Raw genomic sequence first — 20,320 nt, 5'->3', positions numbered from 1 at the left:
CCTCTCGGGAGGCAAAAATCAAGCGCTGCAAAGGCTTGAGCCGCCCGGCGCAAGTTAAAGCTAAATCGCAGCGACTTGAAGTCCGCTGCGAATCCCCGCCCTAGATGGTCACCTGCGTGCCGACCTCGACCACGCGGCCGGAGGGGATCTGGAAATAGTCGGTGGCGTCGTTGGCGGAGCGGCTGAGCGAGATGAACAGCCGGTCCTGCCACCGCGGCATGCCGGAATGGACGGCGGGCTTCAGCGCCCGGCGCGACAGGAAGAACGAGGTCGACATGATGTCGAACTGCCAGCCCAGCTTGCGGGCGATCGCCAGCGCCTTCGGCACGTTTGGCGATTCCATGAAGCCGAACTTCAGCGTCACCTTGGAGAAGGTCGGTGAGATCTGCTCCAGCCTGACGCGCTCGGACGGATCGATGCGCGGGGTCTGCGCGGTCTCGATGGTGAGAATGACGTTCTTCTCGTGCAGCACCTTGTAGTGCTTCAGGCTATGCATCAGCGCGGTCGGCGCGCTGATTGGGTCCGAGGTGAGGAATACCGCGGTTCCCGGCACCCGCTGCGGCGGCCGCTTCTCCAGCATGGCGACGAGGTCGGCGAGCGGGAACTCGAGCTTGCGCGACTTCTCGAACAAGAGCCGGCTGCCGCGCCGCCACGTGTACATCAGGATAATCATGAGCGCGCCGAGCGCCAGCGGCACCCAGCCGCCCTCGAACACCTTGAGCAGGTTGGCGGAGAGGAAGGTCAGGTCGAGGAACAGGAATGGCGCAATGAGAGCGGCGGCGGCGAATGGCGACCACCGCCAGACCTTCCAGATCACGACAAAGCCCATCATGGCCGTGACCACCATGGTGCCGGTGACCGAGATGCCGTAGGCCGAGGCCAGGGCACTGGAGGAGCGGAACATGAGCACCAGCAGCACCACCGCGACCAGCAGCAACTGGTTGATGCGCGGGATGAAGATCTGGCCGGAATGGGCTTCCGACGTATGGCGAATTTCAAAGCGCGGCAGCAGGCCGAGCTGGATCGCCTGCCGCGTCAGCGAATAGGCGCCGGTGATGACCGCCTGGCTTGCGATGACGGTGGCGGCAGTGGCCAGCACGACCATGCTGCCGCGGATAAGACCTTGCGGGAAGAGCTGGAAGAACGGGCTCACGATCGCGCCGGGATCGCTGAGGACGAGCGCTCCCTGCCCCAGATAGTTCAGCGCCAGCGAGGGCAGCACGATAGAGAGCCAGGCGAACTGGATCGGCCGCTTGCCGAAATGGCCGAGGTCGGCGTACAGCGCCTCGGCGCCGGTGACCGCCAGGAACACCGCGCCCAGCGTCACGAAGCCGATCAGGCCGTGGTTAAGCATGAAGGATACGGCATAGAGCGGGTTCAGCGCGAGCAGCACCTGCGGCTGCATGATGATCGGATGGATCGCGGCGATCGCCAACACGGCGAACCAGACGCACATGATCGGACCGAAGAAGGCAGCAACGCGCGCCGTGCCGCGTGACTGCACCGCGAACAGGCAGACCAGGATCACGACGGTCAGCGGGACGATGTATGGCTCGAACTTGAGGGTGACGTCCTTCATGCCTTCGATCGCCGACAGCACCGAGAGCGCCGGCGTGATCACGGCATCGCCGTAGAACAGGGCACCGGAGATGATGCCGAGCAGGACGATGGCGGACCCGCCGGTGCCCACCGCGCGCTGGGCCAGCGCCATCAGCGCCAGCGTGCCGCCCTCGCCGTTGTTGTCGGCGCGGAGCAGGATCACGACATATTTGAGCGTCACCACGATGATGAGCGCCCACAGGATCAGGGAGAGCACGCCGAGCACGGCCGCAGCCGTCGGCAGGCCCTCGTGCCCGGAAGCCGCCGTCACCGCCTCGCGGAACGCATAGAGCGGGCTGGTGCCGATATCGCCATAGACGACGCCGATGCTGCCGAGCGTCAGCGCACCGAAACCAGCGGTGGTGTGGGCCTCACCATGCCCATTGACCGCCGCCGTTTCCGGGGCGGGAACTACTACGTCACTGGTCATGGAAGAGCCCAATGGCCTCTACAATGCTTCACGGCACAACGGCGGAAGAGCGCGCGGCTTATAGGCCTGCGCTGCCGGCATAGCCTAGGCCGATTCCGGACCATAGCCATGCCAATTTTGCATGGGTTTGCCAGTTGCGTTCAAATAGTGACTTGGGTTCCGACTTCAACCACCCGCCCGGTGGGAATCTGGAAATAGTCGGTGGCGTCATTGGCTGACCGGCTGAGTGCGATGAACAAGTGGTCCTGCCACAGCGGCATGCCCGACTGCGCCGAGGCCTTCAGCGATCTCCGCGACACGAAGAACGACGTCGACATGATGTCGAACTGCCAGCCCTGTTTGCGCGCGATGGCGAGCGCCTTCGGCACGTTCGGCTGCTCCATATAGCCGAAGCGCAGACGCACCTTGGAGAACTTGTCGCTGATCTTCTCCATCCTGAACCGCTCCGACAGATCGACCCGCGGCGTATGCGCGGTCTCGATGGTCAGGATCACGTTGTGCTCATGCAGCACCTTGTTGTGCTTGAGATTGTGCAGCAGCGCGGTCGGCACGAAGGCCGGATCGCTGGTGAGGAACACCGCCGTGCCATTGACGATGTGCGGCGGCCGCTTCTCCAGGCTCCGGATCAGATCGTCCAGCGGCACCTCGATCCGTCGCGTCTTCTGGATCAGGATTGCGGAGCCCTTGCGCCAGGTCCAGATCGTCCCCGCCATGAGGACGCCGAACAGCAGCGGCACCCAGGCGCCTTCGAGCAGCTTGAGCAGGTTGGCGCTGAAGAAGCTCAAATCGACGATGACGAAGGGGACGATCACGGCCGCAGCCGTCGCCGCGCGCCAGTTCCACAATTTCCAGATCACGACGAAGCCCATGATGCCATCGGCGACCATGGTGGTGGAGACCGCAATGCCGTAGGCCGAGGCCAGATTGCTGGGGGTGTGGAACAGCAGCACCAGCAGCATCACACCGATCAGCAATAGGCGGTTCACGCGGGGCAGATAGATCTGGCCCGCGTGGGATTCGGAGGTGTAGCGCACCTCGAAACGCGGCAGAAGCCCGAGTTGTACGGCCTGGTAGACCAGCGAATAGGCGCCGGTGATCACCGCCTGGCTCGCGATCACGGTTGCGGCAGTCGCAAGTCCGACCAGCGGCAGCACCAGGCTCTCGGGCACCATGCGATAGAAGGAGTGCTCGATCGCGCTGGGATCGGACAGCACCAGCGCACCCTGCCCGAAATAGTTGATCAGGAGCGCGGGCAGCACGAAGAACATCCAGGCCGACTGGATCGGCTTGCGGCCGAAATGGCCGAGATCGGCATAAAGCGCCTCGCCGCCCGTGACCGCCAGGAACACGGCGCCGAGCGTCACGAGGCCGATCACGCCGTGCGACAGCACGAACTGCACCGCGTAATAGGGATTGATTGCCGCCAGAACGGTGGGGTCGTCGACGATGTGGACGGCCCCCATCACGGCGATGACGGCGAACCAGACCACCATCACCGGCCCGAAGGCCGAGGCGACCAATGCGGTTCCCTTGCTCTGGACGGCAAACAGCAGCACCAGAATGAGGACGGTGAGCGGCACGACATAGTGCTCGAGCGCGGGCGTCGCGAGCTTGAGGCCCTGGACCGCCGAGAGGACCGAGATCGCCGGCGTGATCATGGAATCGCCGATGAACATGGAGGCGCCGACCACACCGAGCGCGAGCAGGACCCAGCTTCGCCGCCCGAGCGCGCGCTGGCCGAGGGCCATCAGCGAGAGCGTGCCGCCCTCCCCGTTGTTGTCGGCGCGCAGCAGCAGCAGGACGTATTTGGCGGTGACGACGATCAGCAGCGCCCACAGGATCAGCGAGAGCACGCCCAGCACGATGACCCGCGAGACCGGCTCGCCGTGGGCCGCGCCCTTGACGGCCTCGTGAAATGCGTAAAGCGGCGAGGTGCCGATATCCCCGAAGACGACGCCGATGCTCCCGAGCGTAAGGGCCCAAAAGCCTGATGTGACCGGCTGCCCGTCCTGGGTCTCGGTCGATGTGATGCTCGCCGTCATGGGGGTGAGAAACGCTTCGTCCCTGAATTTGATCCGGCGCCTATTGACGCTTCCGTCGCGCCTGTCAATCGGCCCGGCACCATAGCAGGCGCCGGAACAGAAGCTGTGACGCCGCAGCAACGTTCATCGTCAGCGCGACGACATGCCTCAGGTAAAACGGTAGCGCAAGGGGGGCGTTACGGCTTCAGATTCGGCGGCAGCGGCGGATCTTCACGCATCAGGGTGATGGTCACCCGACGGTTGGCCGCGAGCGAGGGATCGTCCGGAAACAGCGGCTGGGTATCCGCCTTGCCCGAGACGGCGAAAATATGCGACGGCGGCAGACCTTCGCGTTCGAGGATCTGGCGCACGGCGTTGGCGCGGTCGGCCGACAGATCGAAGGCGCCGTAGTCGCTGCGGGTCGGTACAAATCCTGCCGCGGTGTGGCCGGCGATAGATACGCGCAGCGGCGTGGCCTTGAGCGGAATCGCAAGCTTCTCGACCAGGCGCCGGGTACGGTCATAGGGCACCTTGGAGCCGTCGGCGAACATCGAGCGGCCGTCCTGGTCGACGATCTCCAGGTTGAGGCCCTGCTTGGTCTCCTCGAACATGATGTGCTTGGACATCTCGGTCAGTTCCGGCATGTCCTGCAACGCTTGGCGCAGCGAGGCCGCGGCCAGCGCGAAATTACGGTCGACCTTGATCTTCGCGCCGGACGTCTTGTCGCGGTCTTCCTGGTCCGGCGTCGGCGTGTTGGAGGCATCCTCGGGCTGGATGTGGTCGACGTTCTTCAGCCGCGGACGGGTCGGCAGGCCGTCGGATTCGACGATTCCGGAGTAGCGCGCTTCGCTCTGAACGCCGAACGCCTCGCGCATCGAGCCCGCGACGATCTTCAGCTTGTTGGCGTCCTGCGTGGAGAACGCAACCAGCATCACGAAAAACGCCAGCAGCAGCGCCATCAGGTCGGCGAAGGTCACGAACCAGCCGTGGCCGCCGCCGTGAGCATTGCCGCGCTTCTTCTTGGCCATCTCTCAAATCCCGGCGGGCGGCCTCACGCCGGCACCGGCTCTCCCTCGGTGTGACGATGCTTCTCCGGCAGATAGGCCAGCAGCATTTCGCGCACGAGCGTCGGGCTCTTGGAATCGCGGATCATCAGGATGCCGTCGATGATCAAGGTGCGGTTCGTTTCTTCGTCGAGCAGCTTGCCATGCAGCTTGTCGGCAATCGGCAAACAGATCAGGTTGGCGACAACCGCGCCATACAGCGTCGCGAGCAGCGCGGTGGCCATGAACGGGCCGAGCTTGGAAGGGTCCGACATGTTGGAGAACATCTGCACCATGCCGAGCAGCGTGCCGATCATGCCGAAGGCCGGGGCGCAGTCGCCGACGGCGCGATAGATCTTGCTGCCTTCGTCGAGATGCATCAGGAAGTTGTCGCGGTCGCGCTCCAGATTGTCGCGAATGAAGTCGAGGTCGTAGCCGTCGGCAACGTAGCGGATGCCCTTGGCAAGGAACGGCTCGTCAGTCTCGACCTTCTCCAGCCCGACCGGACCCTGCTTGCGAGCGATTTCGGCGATGCGGGCGAGTTCGTCGACGAGGTCGTGGGCCGAAAGGCGGCTTAGGGTGAAGGCAAACTTTGCGCCCAGCGGCAAGCCGTGCACCATGGCCGACAATGGAAAGCGGATCATCGTTGCGGCGAACGAGCCGCCGAAGATGACGATCACGGCGTGGATGTCGTAGAACATCCCGAAGCTGCCGCCCATCAAGATCAGCGTCGACACAACAGTGGCGCCCGCGGCAAGGCCGACGAGTGTTGCTATATCCATTATCGACTCCAACGCGTACGCGACAACGGCCGTCCTGGCCGCTGGTGCGGCCCGACCCCGAACCGCGTTGGAAACCCTAGAGGCCCGCCCTTAAAGCCGCGTAAAGGTTAAGTCCGGACAGTACGCCGGGCCGCTGCTGCGAGCCGCGATCCCCTCCAGCGGAACGAATTTCAATCATTCGCTAACCATGACCGGCGCCGCCGGAATGACACTCCAACTGCGGCCCTGCGCCACATCCGCGACAGGGCATCATGCGGTATTCTATGGCCGTGCGGCATGCTCGATCGCGGGAGCCATCGCGATGTTGACGCTGTTCAGTCTTCTCACCGCGCTGCCCGCGGTGCTGGCGCTCCACCTGCTGGAGCCGGAGCTCGTCCTGCCGGCTTTCAGCCTCGTGCTCTTCGCCGAGGCCGCCTTCGCGGTGATGGCAGCGCGCTTGATTCACCTCCCGGACAATGCGGAGGACATCACGCTATGGGACCTTGCCGGCGGCTTCACCCTGATCGGATGCGCCGCCGCAGTGTTCGGCGAGCCGGATCAGGCGGTCCTGTTTCTGACGGAACAAGGCGACCCACGGCCGGCGTCGCGGCCGTAGGTCGTTCGATCGCCGCAGCGGATTTCCGAACAACCTAAAGCGCGATGACGATTCATCCTGATCGCATCGCGCTTTAGTGAATCTCCGCCGAGCGCTTCAGCGCGGCCTTCAGCTTCTCCAGCGAGAAGTCGGGGCTGCGGGCGATCTCCAGGATCGGCGTCTCGCGGCGGCCGCACAGTTCGGCGGCTTCCGGCAGCTTTGCGGCGACGTCGAGCGGGATGACGATGGCACCGTGCCGGTCGGCGTGGATCAGATCATCGGACTTCACGGTCATGCCGGCGACGCGCACTTCGCCGCCAAAGCTTTCCGCATGCACCCAGGCGTGCGACGGGCCGATGGAGCCGGCCAGCGCCTGGAAGCCCGGGGCCCATTGCGGGATGTCGCGGATCGAGCCGTCGGTGATGACGCCGAGGCAGCCGAGCGCCTTGTGCACGTTGCTCTGCACCTCGCCCCAGAATGCGCCGTAGCCGACATCGGGGCCGTCGATGTCCTGGATCACCGAGATGCGCGGGCCATGGCCGGTGCCGACATATTCGTAATAGTCGATGCGACGCCTGGACTGTTCCTCGGCCGGGAGCGATGATTTCAGCACCGAGCGGATCGCAACCGTGCGGGCGTAGCCGACGATCGGCGGCAGGTCGGGAAACGGACAGACCAGCGGCTTGGTGGTGTAGCCGATCAGACGCCGCTCGGGCGCCACGATCTCCATGGCATTGCAGATCGTCGGCGTGTCATAACGGCCCAGCGCCTCGATGACGGAAGCGGGCAGCGGCCCGGTCGCGGAATTGGTCACGGCGTTCTCTCCCAGATGGGCGGCTGTTGATTGCGCGATGCCGCCGGTACATGGGCGATATAGCCGAGATCGGGCCTCGACCCAACTCAGGCAGGCCTCATGGCAGATATCCGCGAGGAGCGCTCAGTGCAGACGTCCGGGCCGGTCGTCATCGTGCGGCGGCTCCGACGGATTCGACAGCGTCGGCGCCGAAGTCGGTGACGAGACCTCGCCTCCCGCCGGCGCGGCGGCTTGCATCGCGCGCGCCTGGTCGCGATAGGATTTGTAGCCGAGCGGCAGGAAGAGCAGATAGAGCACCGTGCCGATCGACAGCACGTGCCAGGGATAGGCGATCAAGAGCGCGATGAAGACGATCACGGCGACGAACGCCGGCAGCACCAGCTCCGGCGGCACGCGCATGCGTTTGGTCTTGCCAGAGAATACCGGCAGGCGCGACACCATCAGAAACGCGATCAGAAGCGTATAGGCCGCCGTCACCGCCGCAGGGGTGCGGCCGAGCTCGAGGAACGCGATGTAGATCGGCAGCAGCACCGTGATGGCGCCGGCGGGCGCCGGCACGCCGGTGAAGAAATTGGCCGCGAAGGCCGGCTTGTTCGGATCATCCATGGTGGCGTTGAAGCGCGCGAGCCGCAGGCCGCCGGAGATCGCGAACACCATCGCGGCGATCCAGCCGGCATTGCCAAGCTCGTGCAGCTGCCAGAAATACAGCATCAGGCCCGGTGCCACCCCGAAATTGACGAAATCGGCGAGGCTGTCGAGCTCGGCACCGAACTTGGACTGGCCCTTGATCATGCGCGCGATGCGGCCGTCGATGCCGTCGAGCGCGGCCGCGAATACGATGGCGTAGACGGCGAGCGTCATCCGCCCCTCGATCGACAGCCGGATCGAGGTCAGGCCGGCGCAGATCGCCAGCAGCGTGATGACGTTGGGCACCAGCATCCGCACCGGGATCGGTCGAAACCGCCGGCGGCGCACATCGGGATCTTTGAAGTCATAGGGCGTCATTGCTCACCTCGAGGCGAGATATAGCAAGCCGCGCCCCCCTCCGCCATTGCGGCGGAAGGCCCACAAGCACGACTATTGGTCAATTGGCGCGGTAGGCGCGGCTCGGGTCCTCGCCGGCAAGGTCGGCCAGGATCGTCTCTCCGGCGATCGCGGTCTGCCCTTCCGAGACCAGCGCCTTGGTGCCCACGGGCAAATAGACGTCGAGGCGGGAGCCGAAGCGGATCAGGCCGAAGCGCTCGCCGGCACCGATCGCCTGCCCTTCCTTGACGAAGCAGACGATGCGCTTGGCGACGAGGCCGGCGATCTGGACCACGCCGATCCGCGCCGTCGGCGTCGTGATGACCAGCGAATTGCGCTCATTGTCCTCGCTCGCCTTGTCGAGCTCGGCGTTGATGAAGAGGCCGGGCCGATAGGCGATGCGATCCACCCTGCCCGCCACGGGCGCGCGGTTCACGTGGCAGTTGAATACGCTCATGAACACCGAGATGCGCGGCAGCGGCCGGTCGCCGAGCCCGAGCTCGGCCGGGGGCAGCGCCATGGTGATCATCGAGACGCGGCCGTCGGCGGGCGACACAACCAGCCCCTCACGCACGGGCGTCACGCGGACGGGGTCACGGAAGAACAGCGCGCACCAGACGGTCAGGATCGTGCCGATCCACCCCAACGGCGACCACAGCCAGAACAGGATCAGGCTTGCCAGCGCAAAACCGCCGATGAAGGGATAGCCCTCCTTGTGGATCGGCGGGATCTGGCGCTGGATCGAATCGAGAATGGACATCGCTATCTGCCGCTGGAGGGGTTGACGGCGCGGGTTGCCCCCGCGCGGTGGAGTTGTTTAGGCCAGAGTTGGGACCGGAGACAAGGTCAGTCGACCGCCGCAGGCGTCGTCAGGACGTCATCGACCGGCGGCGGCTCCCGGTTGGGCGCCGCGCTGGTGTCGGCCATCTTGGCCAGTTTCTCGCGTGCCGCCTCGGCCTCGCGCTGCCTGTTCCACATGCTGGCATAGAGGCCGCCGTGCGCGAGCAGTGTCGCGTGGGTACCGCGCTCGGCGACGCGGCCCTGGTCCAGCACGATGATCTCGTCGGCGCCGACGATGGTCGAAAGCCGGTGCGCGATCACCAGCGAGGTGCGGTTCTTCGCCACGCGGTCGAGCGCACCCTGGATCTCGTGCTCGGTGTGGGTGTCGAGCGCCGAGGTCGCCTCGTCCAGCACCAGGATCGGCGGCGCCTTGAGAACCGTACGCGCGATCGCGACGCGCTGCTTCTCGCCGCCCGACAGCTTCAGGCCGCGCTCGCCGACCTGGGTGTCGTAGCCCTTCGGCGCCATGCGGATGAAGTGGTCGATCTGCGCCAGCCGCGCCGCCTCCTCGACCTCGGTATCAGTCGCGTCCCAGCGGCCATAGCGGATGTTGTAGCGGATGGTGTCGTTGAACAGCACGGTGTCCTGCGGCACCATGCCGATCGATGCACGCAAGCTCGCCTGCGTGACGTCGCGGATGTCCTGGCCGTCGATCAGGATCTTGCCGCCGGAGACGTCATACAGGCGGAACAGCAGCCGCGAGATGGTCGACTTGCCTGCGCCCGACGGGCCGACGATGGCAACGGTCTTGCCGGCCGGCACCTCGAAGCTGATGCCCTTCAGGATCGGGCGCGTCGGCTCATAGGCAAAGCGCACGTCCTCGAAACGCACGATGCCGGCGGAGATGACCAGCGGCTTCGCGCCAGGCGCATCCTTGATCTCGGCCTCGCGGCCCAGCACATTGAACATCTTCTCGATGTCGATGATCGCCTGCTTGATCTCGCGATAGACCATGCCCATGAAGTTCAGGGGCTGGTAGAGCTGGATCATCATGGCGTTGACCAGCACGAAATCGCCGACGGTGTTGGTGCCATTGCGTACGCCGATCGCGCACATCAGCATGGTCGCGGTCAGGCCCAGTGTGAAGATCACGGCCTGCCCGGTGTTGAGCACCGCGAGCGACGTGTAGCTGCGGACGCTCGCCTCCTCGTAGCGCTCCACCGATCTGTCGTAGCGCTGCGCCTCGCGCGCCTCGGCACTGAAATATTTGACGGTCTCGTAATTGAGCAGCGAGTCGATCGCCTTGGTGTTCGCCTCGGTGTCGGAATCGTTCATCTTGCGGCGGATGCCGATCCGCCACTCGGTCGCGATGTAGGTGTAGTACATGTAGAGCGTGACCGTGATCAAGGTAACGACCACGTAACGCCAGTCGAACTGCCAGAGCAGCACCGCCATCAAAAGCGAGACCTCGACGATTGTCGGGATCAGCTGCAGGATCACCATGCGCACGATGACCTCGATGCCCTCGCGGCCGCGCTCGAGCACGCGCGTCAGGCCGCCGGTCTTGCGCTCGAGGTGAAAGCGCAGCGACAGCTCGTGCATGTGAATGAAGGTGATGGTGGCGAGCTTGCGCACCGCATGCATGGCGACGCGGGCGAAGATGCCGTCGCGCCATTGCGTCAGCACCGCCATCAGAATGCGCATCGCGCCGTAGCTCGCGGTGAGCAGCAGCGGCGAGGCGATCACCCAGAGGTGCCAGTTGTCGGCCGCGACCGGCGCGGTGTTGGCGCCGGTCAGTGCATCCGTCGCCCATTTGAAGCTGAACGGCACGGCCAGCGTGATCAGCTTGGCGGCGAGCAGCAGCACCAGGGACCAGACCACCCGCATCTTCAGATCGACGCGATCGCCCGGCCAGATATAGGGCCACAGATGCGCCAGCGTGCCCATCAGCGTGGCCCGCTCCAGCGGTCCTCCGGCGGAAGGATCAGGAACGTCGGCGCCGTCGAGCGATTGAGGTTGGTCCATCAAGAAACCTGAAAGCCCGCCGGATGCGGGCGCAACTGCGATTGACGATTTTCGTCCGTCATATAGAGCCTTCCCGATGTCCGCGCACCCCGCCAGATGGCGAATCTTTGATTGTTTATCGTCATTTACCGGTAGATTTCCGGGAGTATCGAATCACCGATTGGGCTTGACGCCTCTTCGCTGCAATGCATCATGGCACCAATGAGCACGATCAAAACCGTCTGTGTCTATTGCGGCTCCGGCCCTGGAACCAATCCCCGCTTCACCGAAGGCGCCAAGGCGTTTGGCAAGGCGCTCGCCGAGAACAACGTCCGCCTGGTCTATGGCGGCGGATCGCTCGGCCTGATGGGCGCGGTCGCGACCTCCGTGCTCGATCACGGCGGCACCGTCACGGGCATCATCCCCGAATTCCTGCGCAAGCGCGAGAATGCGCTGACGCGCGTGCAGGAGATGATCGTCACCCCCGACATGCACGAGCGCAAGCGCTTGATGTTCGAACGCTCCGACGCCTTCGTGGCGCTGCCGGGCGGCGTCGGCACGCTGGAGGAACTGGTCGAGCAGTTGACCTGGAAACAGCTCGGCCGTCACGCCAAGCCGGTGCTGCTCGCCAATATCGACAATTTCTGGGAGCCGCTGTTCTCGCTGCTGTCGCACATGCGCCAAACGGAGTTCATCCGCGCCGGCCTGTCGGTCGACATCCTCAAGGCCGATCGCGTCGACGAGATCTTGCCGAAGCTGAAGGCCGCGGTGGCCCAGCTCGCCGAGGCTGAAAAGCAGCTCGCCCCGGAAGTCGCGCGCAAGCTCTGACGGTTGGTTCGCTCGATTTGGCCACGGGCTCCGTCACCTCTCCCGCTTGCGCGAGAGGTCGCCGCACAGCGGCGGATGAGGGTTCTCGCCTCGTTGGGAATCTCTCTGCGGAGACACCCTCTCCCCAACCCTCTCCCGCAAGCGGTAGAGGGAGCGTACCTCCTTCGCGGTGACAGTTAGCCAATTCACCGTCACGCTCTATTCCGCCGGAAACGTCACCGCCTCGATCCGGTTGCCGTCGGGATCGGTGACGAAGGCCGCGTAGTAGCGCACGCGGTCGTGCGGGCGGATGCCCGGCGCGCCGTCGGAGGCACCGCCGGCGGACAGCGCGGCGACGTGAAACGCATCGACCTCGCTTGCGGTCTTCGCGCGCAGGCAGATGTGCACGCCGCTCTCCGGGGCCACACGCCGCATGCCTTCGCGCAGATTGATCCAGAATTCCGGATAGGCCTTGCCGAAGCCGACCGTGCGCGGCCGCGCGACGAGACGCGTGAGGCCGAGCGCGGCGAGCGTCGCCTCGTAGAACTTTGCGGCGCGTTCGAGATCGCTGACCCCGACGGAGATGTGGTCGATCATACTTCTGCCCCTCCCCCATTGTCGGTAGCCCGGATGAGCGAAGCGACATCCGGGAAAGTCTATCGGTGCGTCGTATACCGCCCCCGGATATCGCTTCGCTCATCCGGGCTACATCTTGCTTACGCCGGCGCCCCCGATTTCACGAGCTTGTAGATCACCGAATCCATCAATGCCTGGAAGGAGGCGTCGATGATATTCGGGGAGACGCCGACCGTGGTCCAGCGGTCGCCGCTCTCGTCCTCGCTCTCGATCAGAACGCGCGTGACCGCGCCGGTGCCGCCGTTGAGGATACGGACGCGATAGTCGATCAGCGTCAGGCCCTCGATGTATTTCTGGTATTTGCCGAGGTCCTTGCGCAGGGCGACGTCGAGCGCATTGACGGGGCCGTTGCCTTCGGCCGCCGAGATCAGATGCTCGCCGGCGACGTCGACCTTGACCACCGCGAGCGCCACGGTGACCCGCTCGCCCAGCGCGTTGTAGCGCTGCTCGACATTGACGTCGAACTGCTCGACCTCGAAATAATGCGGCACCTTGCCGAGCGTGCGGCGCGCCAGGAGCTCGAACGAAGCATTGGCGGACTCGTAGGCGTAGCCCGCCGCCTCGCGCGCCTTCAACTCCTCGACGAGGCGCGTCAGCTTCGGATCGCTCTTCTCGTAAGGGATGCCGGCGCGATCGAGCTCGGCGATGACATTGGAGCGGCCGGCCTGATCGGACACCAGCACCTTGCGGTGGTTGCCGACCAGCTCCGGCGACACATGCTCGTAAGTCTGCGGATCCTTCAGCACGGCGGAGGCATGGATACCGGTCTTGGTGACGAAGGCGCTCTCGCCGACATAGGCGGCATGCCGGTTCGGCACGCGGTTGAGCATGTCGTCGAGCGTGCGCGAGACCTTGACGAGCGTTGCGAGCTTCTCCGCGGTGACGCCGATCTCGAAGGCGTCGGAAAACTCCTTCTTCAATTTCAGCGTCGGGATCAGCGAGCAGAGATTGGCATTGCCGCAGCGCTCGCCGAGACCGTTCAGCGTGCCCTGGATCTGCCGCGCGCCGGCGCGCACCGCGGCCAGCGAATTGGCCACCGCCTGCTCCGTGTCGTTATGAGCGTGGATGCCGACGTGATCGCCGGGAATGTGCTTCGTCACCTCGGTGACAATAGTCTCGATCTCGTTCGGCATAGTGCCGCCGTTGGTGTCGCACAGCACCACCCAGCGCGCGCCCGCCTCATAGGCCGCCTTGGCGCAGGCCAGCGCGAAGCTCGGGTCTTCCTTGTAGCCGTCAAAGAAGTGTTCGCAGTCGAGCATCACCTCGCGACCGGCGGCCTTCGCGGCGGCGACGCTGTCGCGGATGGAGGCGAGGTTCTCCTCCTTCGTCGTCTCCAGCGCGACGCGCACCTGATAGGCCGAGGATTTTGCCACGAAGCAGATCGCGTCCGCCTTCGCCTCCAGCAGCCCGGCGACGCCAGGATCGTTGGAAACAGAGCGCCCTGCCCGCCGCGTCATGCCGAACGCAGTGAAGCGCGCATGACTGAGCTTCGGCCTGGTCGCGAAGAATTCGCTGTCGAGCGGATTGGCGCCGGGATAGCCGCCCTCGACATAGTCGATGCCGAGATCATCGAGCATCGCCGCGATGACCCTCTTGTCGGTCAAGGTGAAATCGACACCGTTGGTCTGCGCGCCGTCGCGCAGCGTGGTGTCGAACAGATAGAGACGCTGCTTGCTCATTGCGGCGCTCCCAGCGTCTTCTTCATGGTGGTGTTGGCGAGCCATTCGTCGTTGATGGTGACGCTGTTGCGCTGCTGGGCTGTGTAGCCGCGCTTGGCGAAGAAGCCCTGCGCGGTGTCGCTGGCATCGACCGAGAGGCTCTCGGCGCCGCGGCTGCCTGCGAGCTTCTCCAGCGCATCGACCAGCATGGTCGCGATGCCCTGCCCGGCCACGGCCGGATGGACATAGAGCATGCGGATGTGATCGTTGCCGCGCAGCGAGGCGAAGCCGACCGGCGAGCCCTCCAGCGTCGCGATCAGAGTGAGGTCGGAGGCAAGCCGCTTGCCGAACGCTTCGTCTTCGGCCGCCTGAATCCAGGCTTCCTGCTGCGCCTCGCTATAGTCGTCGCCGGTCAGCTCCTCGATGCTGGCAGCGAAGATCGCGGCGAGCACCGGCACGTCTTCAGGCAGGAAGGGCCGCAGGGCGGGCTTTGGCAAACTCTGTCCCATCGTCTTCACCACATCCCATAGAGCTTGAGCACCAGCGCCACAGCGCCGGCGAGCAGCGCGATCTTCAGCGCGATGTAATAGAGCCAGTGCCGCGGGAAAGGCGTATCGGGCCGCTTCATCGCGCGATCTCCCAGGTCGTGCCTTCCTTGGAGTCCTTGATCGCAACGCCCATCGTGGCGAGCAGATCGCGAATGCGGTCGGATTCCCTGAAGTCCTTGCGGCCACGGGCGGCCGTCCGCTCCGCAATCAGGCGCTCGATTTCCGTGGCATCGACGCCGCTCGCCTGCTGCTTGCGCCCTTCCCACTGCGCCGCGCTCTCGGACAGGAATCCGAGCAGCCGCAACGAGCCCGACAATGCAGGGGCATCGCCACGCAGGCCGTGCAGCGCCGCGATCGCCTGCGGCGTGTTGAGGTCATCGAGCAGCGGCTCGATCACGGACGCGGCCGGCTTGCCGGGCGCGACATCGGCGGCGACGCGATACCAGTCATCGAGCGTCTTGGCGCTCTCCTCCAGCGACTTCATGGTCCAGTCGATCGGCGAACGATACTGCGTCTTCAGCATGTTCAGCCGAAGCACCTCGCCGGGCCAGTCCGCCAGCAGCTCATGGATGGTGATGAAGTTGCCGAGGCTCTTCGACATCTTCTCACCCTCGACCTGGAGGAAGCCGTTGTGCATCCAGGTGTTCGCCATGCGCTCGCGGTGGAAGGCGCAGCAGGTCTGCGCCACCTCGTTCTCGTGATGCGGAAACACGAGATCGATGCCGCCGCCATGAATGTCGAAATGCTCGCCGAGATGCTTCCAGGCCATGGCCGAGCACTCGATATGCCAGCCGGGGCGGCCCTGCGCGGCGATGCCGGCCGGCGACGGCCATGAGGGCTCGCCGGGCTTGGACGGCTTCCACAACACGAAGTCGGTGTTGTCCTTCTTGTAGGGCGCGACATCGACGCGGGCGCCGGCGATCATCTCGTCCAGCGAGCGGTTGGACAGCGCGCCGTAGCGCGGCAGCACCGAGTTGGCGGCGTTCATCGCCTGCGGCGAGAACAGCACATGGTCCTCGGCGACGTAGGCAAAGCCACCGGCGACCAGCCTCTCGATGATCTCGCGCATCTCACCGATATGCTCGGTCGCACGCGGCTCGACGGTCGGCCGCAAGCAGCCAAGCGCATCGACGTCGGCATGAAACTGCTTGCCGGTCTGTTCGGTGACCTTGCGAATGGCCTCGTTCAGCGGCAAGCCGGGGAAATCCCGCGCGGCGCGGTCGTTGATCTTGTCGTCGACGTCGGTGATGTTGCGGACATATTTGACATGCGCTTCGCCGTAGAGGTGGCGCAGTAGCCGAAACAGCACGTCGAACACGATCACCGGCCGCGCATTGCCGATATGGGCGAAATCATAGACGGTCGGTCCGCAGACATACATGCGGACGTTGTTCGCATCGAGCGGCACAAAGGTCCGCTTTTCCCGGCTCAGCGTATCGTAAAGACGCAATTCCATGGCAACCCATCCCTGTCGGCCGGGCGTCCAAGGCTCTCAATGCATTTGAGAAAAGACGGCTCCAGCCAGCGAATCGCTAGCTCGTAATCTCGCGGCAAATGGCGCAGATGGCGAGGAGACCGTTCATGAGGCGACATATGGGCTATGAGGCGGCCCCACGTCAAGAGAGCCGCGAAAACGCCGTCTTATCTCCGCAAAGCGCGCGGCTCGCCCTGATGGTTCATGATCCCCTAACCATTTGAGGCCATTCTGGAACCGGCGGTTCCTTCCTTTTTTGCCCTGGTATTTTCATGCGATCTGCACTCGCGCTCATTTTCAGCGCCTCGATCCTCGCGTCATCCAGCGCGCTCGCCGAGACCCGCGTCTTCATTATCGCCAATCAGGCGGATGGCCAGTGCCTGGCCAAGGGCGAGACATGCGGTGCCTCCGTCGCGCGCACCTATTGCCAGTCACGAGATTTTGCCCAGGCATCAAGCTATCGCCGGGTCGATCCCGACGAAATTACCGGCTCTGTCCCCAAAACCGGCGCAAACTGCTCTCATGGCCGTTGCGACGAATATGTCGCAATCACCTGCCAGCGCTGAATTCGCTCGGAGCTGGCGGACCTTAGGCCCAGTCTATGGCCCCTGAAACGACGTGACGATGCCGCAGGAAGCGGCTATTGGAGGGCGCGCTTCGGCCCCCAACGTCACATTGGGCCGTGACCTCGCTAGAATGGCGGATATGCCTGAATTGTTGTCCCTGCCCCGTGCCCGCTTCCCCCTTGCCTGCACCGTGCTCCTGAGCGCGGTCGTGCTTGCCTCCGGCGCTTTCGCGCAGGCCGGACCACCCGGCCCGCCGCCTCAGCCCGGCCAGAACGGGCTGGGACCGAACCCAATGTGCGTGCGGCTGGAAGGCCAGCTCGCCGCGCTCGATCGTGGCGGCGGCGGTGACCCCGCGCGCGAAGAGCAGATCCGCCGCTACCAGGATTCCCAGGCCAAGCAGCAGGCCGAGCTCGACCGCGTCACCATGCAGGCCAAGCGCATGGGCTGCGATTCCTCCGGCTTCTTCTCGCTGTTCAACGGCCAGTCGGCGCAGTGCGGCCCGGTCAACACCCAGATCCAGCAGATGCGCGCCAATCTGGACCAGATCACCGTCAATCTCGAGCGGCTGCGCGGCGGCGGTCCCGGCGGCTCCAGCCCGGAGCGCGACAACCAGCGCCGCTCGGTGCTGATGGCGCTGGCGCAGAACAATTGCGGCCCGCAATATGCCAATGTCGCGCAGTCACAAGGCGGCGGCAACTTCCTGACCAATCTGTTCGGCGGCGGCAACAACCCGAATAATCCGCAAGCCGTGCCGCCCTCCGATCTCGGGCCGCAATCCGGCACCTACCGCACCGTGTGCGTTCGCACTTGCGACGGCGCCTATTTCCCGATCTCGTTTGCGACGGTGCCGGCGCGCTTCCCCGACGACGAGAAGACCTGCAAGGCGCTGTGCCCGGCTGCCGAAGCCGTGCTGTACACTCATCGCAATCCCGGTGAAGACATGAATTCGGCGGTCTCCATCGGCGGCCAGCCCTACACCGCGCTACCGACCGCCTTCAAATTCCGCAGCGAGTTCAACCCGTCCTGCTCCTGCAAGGCGGCGGGCCAGACCTGGGCGGATGCGCTGAAATCGGCCGACGACAAGGCTGCGGCCGAGCAGCAGGGCGACATCATCGTCACCGAAGAGAGCGCCAGGAAGATGCAGCAGCAGCGGCTCAACAGGGGCACGCCTGCGAATGCGAAGAAGGGCGCAGCTCCCGCGCCGACGACGGCGAATGCGCCGGCTGCAACCCCGCCCGCGGATGCGGGCACCGCTGCGAGCTCCGAGAACAAGCCGATCCGCTCGGTCGGCCCGACCTTCCTGCCGCAGCAGCAGAAGTAGCGTAAGGCGCCTGCTCCAATCTCAACTGTCATGCCCCGCGCAGGCGGGGCATCCAGCGGAATGAGTAGCGAGATCGCCTGCCTCGCCCCCGCAAGCATCTTTGAAAGCTCACCCCTCGAACGCGTCGATCGACGCCCGGCTGCCGCGCGAAACCAACGTCTCGTCAGGCGCGGACACCCCCTCGCCCTTGTCGCGAAACCGGTTCGTGATGGGATAGCGGCGGTCGCGGCCGAAGTTCCTCGCCGTCACCTTCACGCCGGGCGCCGCCTGGCGGCGCTTGTATTCGGCGACGTTGAGCAGATGGTCGATGCGGGTGACGATCTCGCGGTCGAAGCCGGCGGCAATGATCTGGTCCAGCGGCTGCTCGCGTTCGACCAGGCGCTCCAGGATGGCGTCGAGCACGTCATAGGGCGGCAGCGTGTCCTGGTCGGTCTGGTTCTCGCGCAGCTCCGCTGTCGGCGGGCGCGTGATGATGTCGGGCGGAATGACCTCGCCCGCAGGGCCGAGCGCGCCTTCCGGCTTCCAGCCGTTGCGCAACGCCGCCAGGCGAAACACCTGCGTCTTGTAGATGTCCTTGATCGGGTTGAAGCCGCCATTCATGTCGCCATAGAGCGTGGCGTAGCCGACCGACATCTCCGACTTGTTGCCTGTGGTCACCACCATCAGGCCGGTCTTGTTGGAGATCGCCATCAGCAGCGTGCCGCGCGTGCGGGCCTGGAGGTTTTCCTCGGTGATGTCGGGCGGCAGGTTCTTGAAGATGCCGGACAGGATGGTCTCGAAGCCGTTCACAGCCTCGGCGATCGGCAAAACCTCGTAGCGGATGCCGAGATGGCCCGCGAGCTCGCCGGCATCGGCGATCGAGTGTGCGGCCGTGTAGCGATAAGGCAGCATCACACCATGCACCTGGTCGGCGCCGAGCGCGTCGACCGCGATCGCCGCGCACAGAGCGGAATCGATGCCGCCGGAAATCCCGAGCAGCACGCCGGGAAAGCCGTTCTTGGTAACATAGTCGCGCAAGCCCAGCACGCAGGCGGCGTAGTCGGCCTTGTCGCCCTCGGGCAATTCGGCGATCGGGCCCGTGCAGCGCCAGTCGTCGCCGTTACGAGTGAAGCGCAGCGTGACGACGCTCTCCTCGAAGGCCGGCAATTGCGCCGCAAGCGAGAGATCGCCGTTGAGCGCGAAGGAGGCGCCGTCGAACACCAGCTCGTCCTGGCCGCAAACCTGATTCAGATAGACCAGCGGCAGTCCGCTCTCGGTCACGCGCGCCACCGCGACCGACAGGCGCACGTCGTTCTTGTCCCGGGCATAAGGCGAGCCGTTCGGCACGAGGATGATCTCGGCGCCGGTCTCCGCCAGCGTCTCGACCACGTTCTCGTAATCCTCGGACTCCTCCAGCCAGATGTCCTCGCAGATCGGAACGCCGATGCGAACGCCACGCACGGTCACCGGCCCTGCGGCAGGGCCGCGCGCAAACAGTCGCTTCTCGTCGAACACGCCGTAGTTCGGCAGGTTGCACTTGTAGCGCAAGCTCGCGATGCGGCCGCCGTCGAGCAGCGCGCAGGCATTGTAGAGCCTGCCCTCCTCGACCCAGGGCGTGCCGACCAGCATGGCCGGACCACCGTCCGCGGTCTCGCGTGCGAGGCTTTCGATCGCGGCGCGGCAGGCGGCCTGGAAGGCCGGCTTCTGCACCAGGTCCTCCGGCGGATAGCCGGCGATGAACAATTCCGGAAACAGCACGAGATCGGCGCCATCGGACTTGGCCTGCGCACGCGCGGCACGCGCCTTGGCGGCATTGCCCTCGATGTCGCCCATGGTCGGGTTGAGCTGGGCGAGCGTGACCGCGAATTCATTGAGACGTTCGGTCATGGCGCTCCCATTCCCAGGCTAGAGGAACCCCAGCCGCTCGATGATGGCGATGATCCAGAACGCGCCGGCCATCAGCAAGGCAACGCCGACCGCGGCCGAGCCCATGTCCTTGACCCGGCCGATCTGCTTGTCGTGATCCATCGTCAGCCGATCGGCGAGCTTCTCGATCGCGGTGTTGAGCAGCTCGACGACCAGAACGAAGGCGACTGAACAGACCAGCTCGACCGCGCGCATCGCGGTCGCGCCGATGAACCAGGCGAGCGGCACCGACAGCAGGAGCGCAAAGATCTCTTCGCGGACGGCCTGCTCCGATCGGAACGCAAAGGCCAGACCGTTCCGGGAATTGATCGTGGCCTTCCAGATCCGCAGCAAGG

The 20,320-nt window shown here is 65.1% G+C and carries 18 protein-coding genes; 4 read left to right on the top strand and 14 right to left on the bottom strand.

Annotated features, from left to right (window positions below; all coding sequences use genetic code 11):
• Positions 1–100: 100 nt before the first annotated feature.
• From ABIA42_RS10020 to ABIA42_RS10005, 4 genes are all read right to left on the bottom strand, one after another.
• A complete protein-coding gene (locus ABIA42_RS10020) occupies positions 101–2,029 on the bottom strand; it encodes a potassium transporter Kup (RefSeq protein ID WP_271529132.1) in 1,929 nt (642 codons plus the stop codon).
• Between the two features lie 140 nt (positions 2,030–2,169).
• Positions 2,170–4,071, bottom strand: coding sequence for a potassium transporter Kup (locus tag ABIA42_RS10015; protein WP_370113882.1), 1,902 nt, complete (start codon positions 4,069–4,071; stop codon positions 2,170–2,172).
• 176 nt (positions 4,072–4,247) lie between these two features.
• On the bottom strand, positions 4,248–5,078 hold the full coding sequence (locus tag ABIA42_RS10010; RefSeq protein ID WP_061877699.1) for a flagellar motor protein MotB: 831 nt from the start codon (positions 5,076–5,078) through the stop codon (positions 4,248–4,250).
• Between the two features lie 23 nt (positions 5,079–5,101).
• Entirely contained in the window at positions 5,102–5,875 is a 774-nt protein-coding gene (locus tag ABIA42_RS10005) for a motility protein A (RefSeq protein ID WP_271529134.1), read from the bottom strand.
• Positions 5,876–6,176: 301 nt separating this feature from the next.
• Between ABIA42_RS10005 and ABIA42_RS10000 the strand changes: the two genes are divergently transcribed.
• A complete protein-coding gene (locus ABIA42_RS10000; protein WP_271529135.1) occupies positions 6,177–6,470 on the top strand; it encodes a hypothetical protein in 294 nt (97 codons plus the stop codon).
• Between the two features lie 73 nt (positions 6,471–6,543).
• Here ABIA42_RS10000 and ABIA42_RS09995 read toward each other — a convergent pair whose 3' ends face one another.
• From ABIA42_RS09995 to ABIA42_RS09980, 4 genes are all read right to left on the bottom strand, one after another.
• The gene (locus ABIA42_RS09995) at positions 6,544–7,263 is read right to left on the bottom strand and encodes an RraA family protein (RefSeq protein ID WP_370113885.1); all 720 of its coding nucleotides are present in this window, start codon (positions 7,261–7,263) and stop codon (positions 6,544–6,546) included.
• A 123-nt stretch (positions 7,264–7,386) separates the two neighbouring features.
• Complete coding sequence (locus ABIA42_RS09990) at positions 7,387–8,268, bottom strand: phosphatidylcholine/phosphatidylserine synthase (protein ID WP_271529137.1); 882 nt, start codon at positions 8,266–8,268, stop codon at positions 7,387–7,389.
• 79 nt (positions 8,269–8,347) lie between these two features.
• On the bottom strand, positions 8,348–9,052 hold the full coding sequence (locus ABIA42_RS09985; RefSeq protein WP_271529275.1) for a phosphatidylserine decarboxylase: 705 nt from the start codon (positions 9,050–9,052) through the stop codon (positions 8,348–8,350).
• A gap of 80 nt (positions 9,053–9,132) precedes the next feature.
• Entirely contained in the window at positions 9,133–11,091 is a 1,959-nt protein-coding gene (locus tag ABIA42_RS09980) for an ABC transporter ATP-binding protein/permease (protein WP_370113887.1), read from the bottom strand.
• Between the two features lie 201 nt (positions 11,092–11,292).
• On the opposite strand from ABIA42_RS09980, the gene ABIA42_RS09975 reads away from it, so the two are divergent.
• The gene (locus ABIA42_RS09975; protein ID WP_271529139.1) at positions 11,293–11,898 is read left to right on the top strand and encodes a TIGR00730 family Rossman fold protein; all 606 of its coding nucleotides are present in this window, start codon (positions 11,293–11,295) and stop codon (positions 11,896–11,898) included.
• Positions 11,899–12,096: 198 nt separating this feature from the next.
• Here ABIA42_RS09975 and ABIA42_RS09970 read toward each other — a convergent pair whose 3' ends face one another.
• From ABIA42_RS09970 to cysS, 4 genes are all read right to left on the bottom strand, one after another.
• Entirely contained in the window at positions 12,097–12,474 is a 378-nt protein-coding gene (locus ABIA42_RS09970) for a VOC family protein (protein ID WP_271529140.1), read from the bottom strand.
• Between the two features lie 119 nt (positions 12,475–12,593).
• Positions 12,594–14,192, bottom strand: a complete 1,599-nt coding sequence (gene cimA, locus ABIA42_RS09965) for a citramalate synthase (RefSeq protein ID WP_370113890.1) — start codon at positions 14,190–14,192, stop codon at positions 12,594–12,596.
• Positions 14,189–14,680: a GNAT family N-acetyltransferase gene (locus ABIA42_RS09960; RefSeq protein ID WP_370113892.1), complete on the bottom strand. Its 492-nt coding sequence runs from the start codon at positions 14,678–14,680 to the stop codon at positions 14,189–14,191. The genes cimA and ABIA42_RS09960 overlap by 4 nt, the downstream gene beginning before the upstream one ends.
• Before the next feature lie 115 nt (positions 14,681–14,795).
• Positions 14,796–16,175: a cysteine--tRNA ligase gene (gene cysS / locus ABIA42_RS09955; protein ID WP_370113894.1), complete on the bottom strand. Its 1,380-nt coding sequence runs from the start codon at positions 16,173–16,175 to the stop codon at positions 14,796–14,798.
• Positions 16,176–16,465: 290 nt separating this feature from the next.
• On the opposite strand from cysS, the gene ABIA42_RS09950 reads away from it, so the two are divergent.
• Together ABIA42_RS09950 and ABIA42_RS09945 are read left to right on the top strand one after the other, a co-directional pair.
• Positions 16,466–16,759: a hypothetical protein gene (locus ABIA42_RS09950; RefSeq protein ID WP_271529144.1), complete on the top strand. Its 294-nt coding sequence runs from the start codon at positions 16,466–16,468 to the stop codon at positions 16,757–16,759.
• Between the two features lie 130 nt (positions 16,760–16,889).
• Complete coding sequence (locus tag ABIA42_RS09945; protein ID WP_370113896.1) at positions 16,890–18,080, top strand: DUF2865 domain-containing protein; 1,191 nt, start codon at positions 16,890–16,892, stop codon at positions 18,078–18,080.
• A 108-nt stretch (positions 18,081–18,188) separates the two neighbouring features.
• Here the strand turns inward: ABIA42_RS09945 and ABIA42_RS09940 are convergent, their stop codons facing one another.
• Entirely contained in the window at positions 18,189–19,946 is a 1,758-nt protein-coding gene (locus ABIA42_RS09940) for an NAD+ synthase (protein ID WP_370113898.1), read from the bottom strand.
• An 18-nt stretch (positions 19,947–19,964) separates the two neighbouring features.
• Entirely contained in the window at positions 19,965–20,318 is a 354-nt protein-coding gene (locus tag ABIA42_RS09935) for a diacylglycerol kinase (RefSeq protein ID WP_028179961.1), read from the bottom strand.
• Positions 20,319–20,320: the final 2 nt, after the last annotated feature.

It is taken from the genome of Bradyrhizobium sp. USDA 327, assembly GCF_041262065.1.
In the GTDB taxonomy this organism is placed as follows: domain Bacteria; phylum Pseudomonadota; class Alphaproteobacteria; order Rhizobiales; family Xanthobacteraceae; genus Bradyrhizobium; species Bradyrhizobium liaoningense.
The sequence above is the reverse complement of the archived record's forward strand: the minus strand, read 5'-3'. Positions and strand labels throughout refer to the sequence as shown.

What these genes read in the sequence shown, in the direction of transcription:
- ABIA42_RS10020 (WP_271529132.1), bottom strand. Translation starts at nt 2,029, where the DNA reads ATGACCAGTGACGTAGTAGTTCCCGCCCCGGAAACGGCGGCGGTCAAT.
- ABIA42_RS10015 (WP_370113882.1), bottom strand. Translation starts at nt 4,071, where the DNA reads ATGACGGCGAGCATCACATCGACCGAGACCCAGGACGGGCAGCCGGTC.
- ABIA42_RS10010 (WP_061877699.1), bottom strand. Translation starts at nt 5,078, where the DNA reads ATGGCCAAGAAGAAGCGCGGCAATGCTCACGGCGGCGGCCACGGCTGG.
- ABIA42_RS10005 (WP_271529134.1), bottom strand. Translation starts at nt 5,875, where the DNA reads ATGGATATAGCAACACTCGTCGGCCTTGCCGCGGGCGCCACTGTTGTG.
- ABIA42_RS10000 (WP_271529135.1), top strand. Translation starts at nt 6,177, where the DNA reads ATGTTGACGCTGTTCAGTCTTCTCACCGCGCTGCCCGCGGTGCTGGCG.
- ABIA42_RS09990 (WP_271529137.1), bottom strand. Translation starts at nt 8,268, where the DNA reads ATGACGCCCTATGACTTCAAAGATCCCGATGTGCGCCGCCGGCGGTTT.
- ABIA42_RS09980 (WP_370113887.1), bottom strand. Translation starts at nt 11,091, where the DNA reads ATGGACCAACCTCAATCGCTCGACGGCGCCGACGTTCCTGATCCTTCC.
- ABIA42_RS09975 (WP_271529139.1), top strand. Translation starts at nt 11,293, where the DNA reads ATGAGCACGATCAAAACCGTCTGTGTCTATTGCGGCTCCGGCCCTGGA.
- ABIA42_RS09970 (WP_271529140.1), bottom strand. Translation starts at nt 12,474, where the DNA reads ATGATCGACCACATCTCCGTCGGGGTCAGCGATCTCGAACGCGCCGCA.
- cimA (WP_370113890.1), bottom strand. Translation starts at nt 14,192, where the DNA reads ATGAGCAAGCAGCGTCTCTATCTGTTCGACACCACGCTGCGCGACGGC.
- ABIA42_RS09960 (WP_370113892.1), bottom strand. Translation starts at nt 14,680, where the DNA reads ATGGGACAGAGTTTGCCAAAGCCCGCCCTGCGGCCCTTCCTGCCTGAA.
- cysS (WP_370113894.1), bottom strand. Translation starts at nt 16,175, where the DNA reads ATGGAATTGCGTCTTTACGATACGCTGAGCCGGGAAAAGCGGACCTTT.
- ABIA42_RS09950 (WP_271529144.1), top strand. Translation starts at nt 16,466, where the DNA reads ATGCGATCTGCACTCGCGCTCATTTTCAGCGCCTCGATCCTCGCGTCA.
- ABIA42_RS09945 (WP_370113896.1), top strand. Translation starts at nt 16,890, where the DNA reads ATGGCGGATATGCCTGAATTGTTGTCCCTGCCCCGTGCCCGCTTCCCC.
- ABIA42_RS09940 (WP_370113898.1), bottom strand. Translation starts at nt 19,946, where the DNA reads ATGACCGAACGTCTCAATGAATTCGCGGTCACGCTCGCCCAGCTCAAC.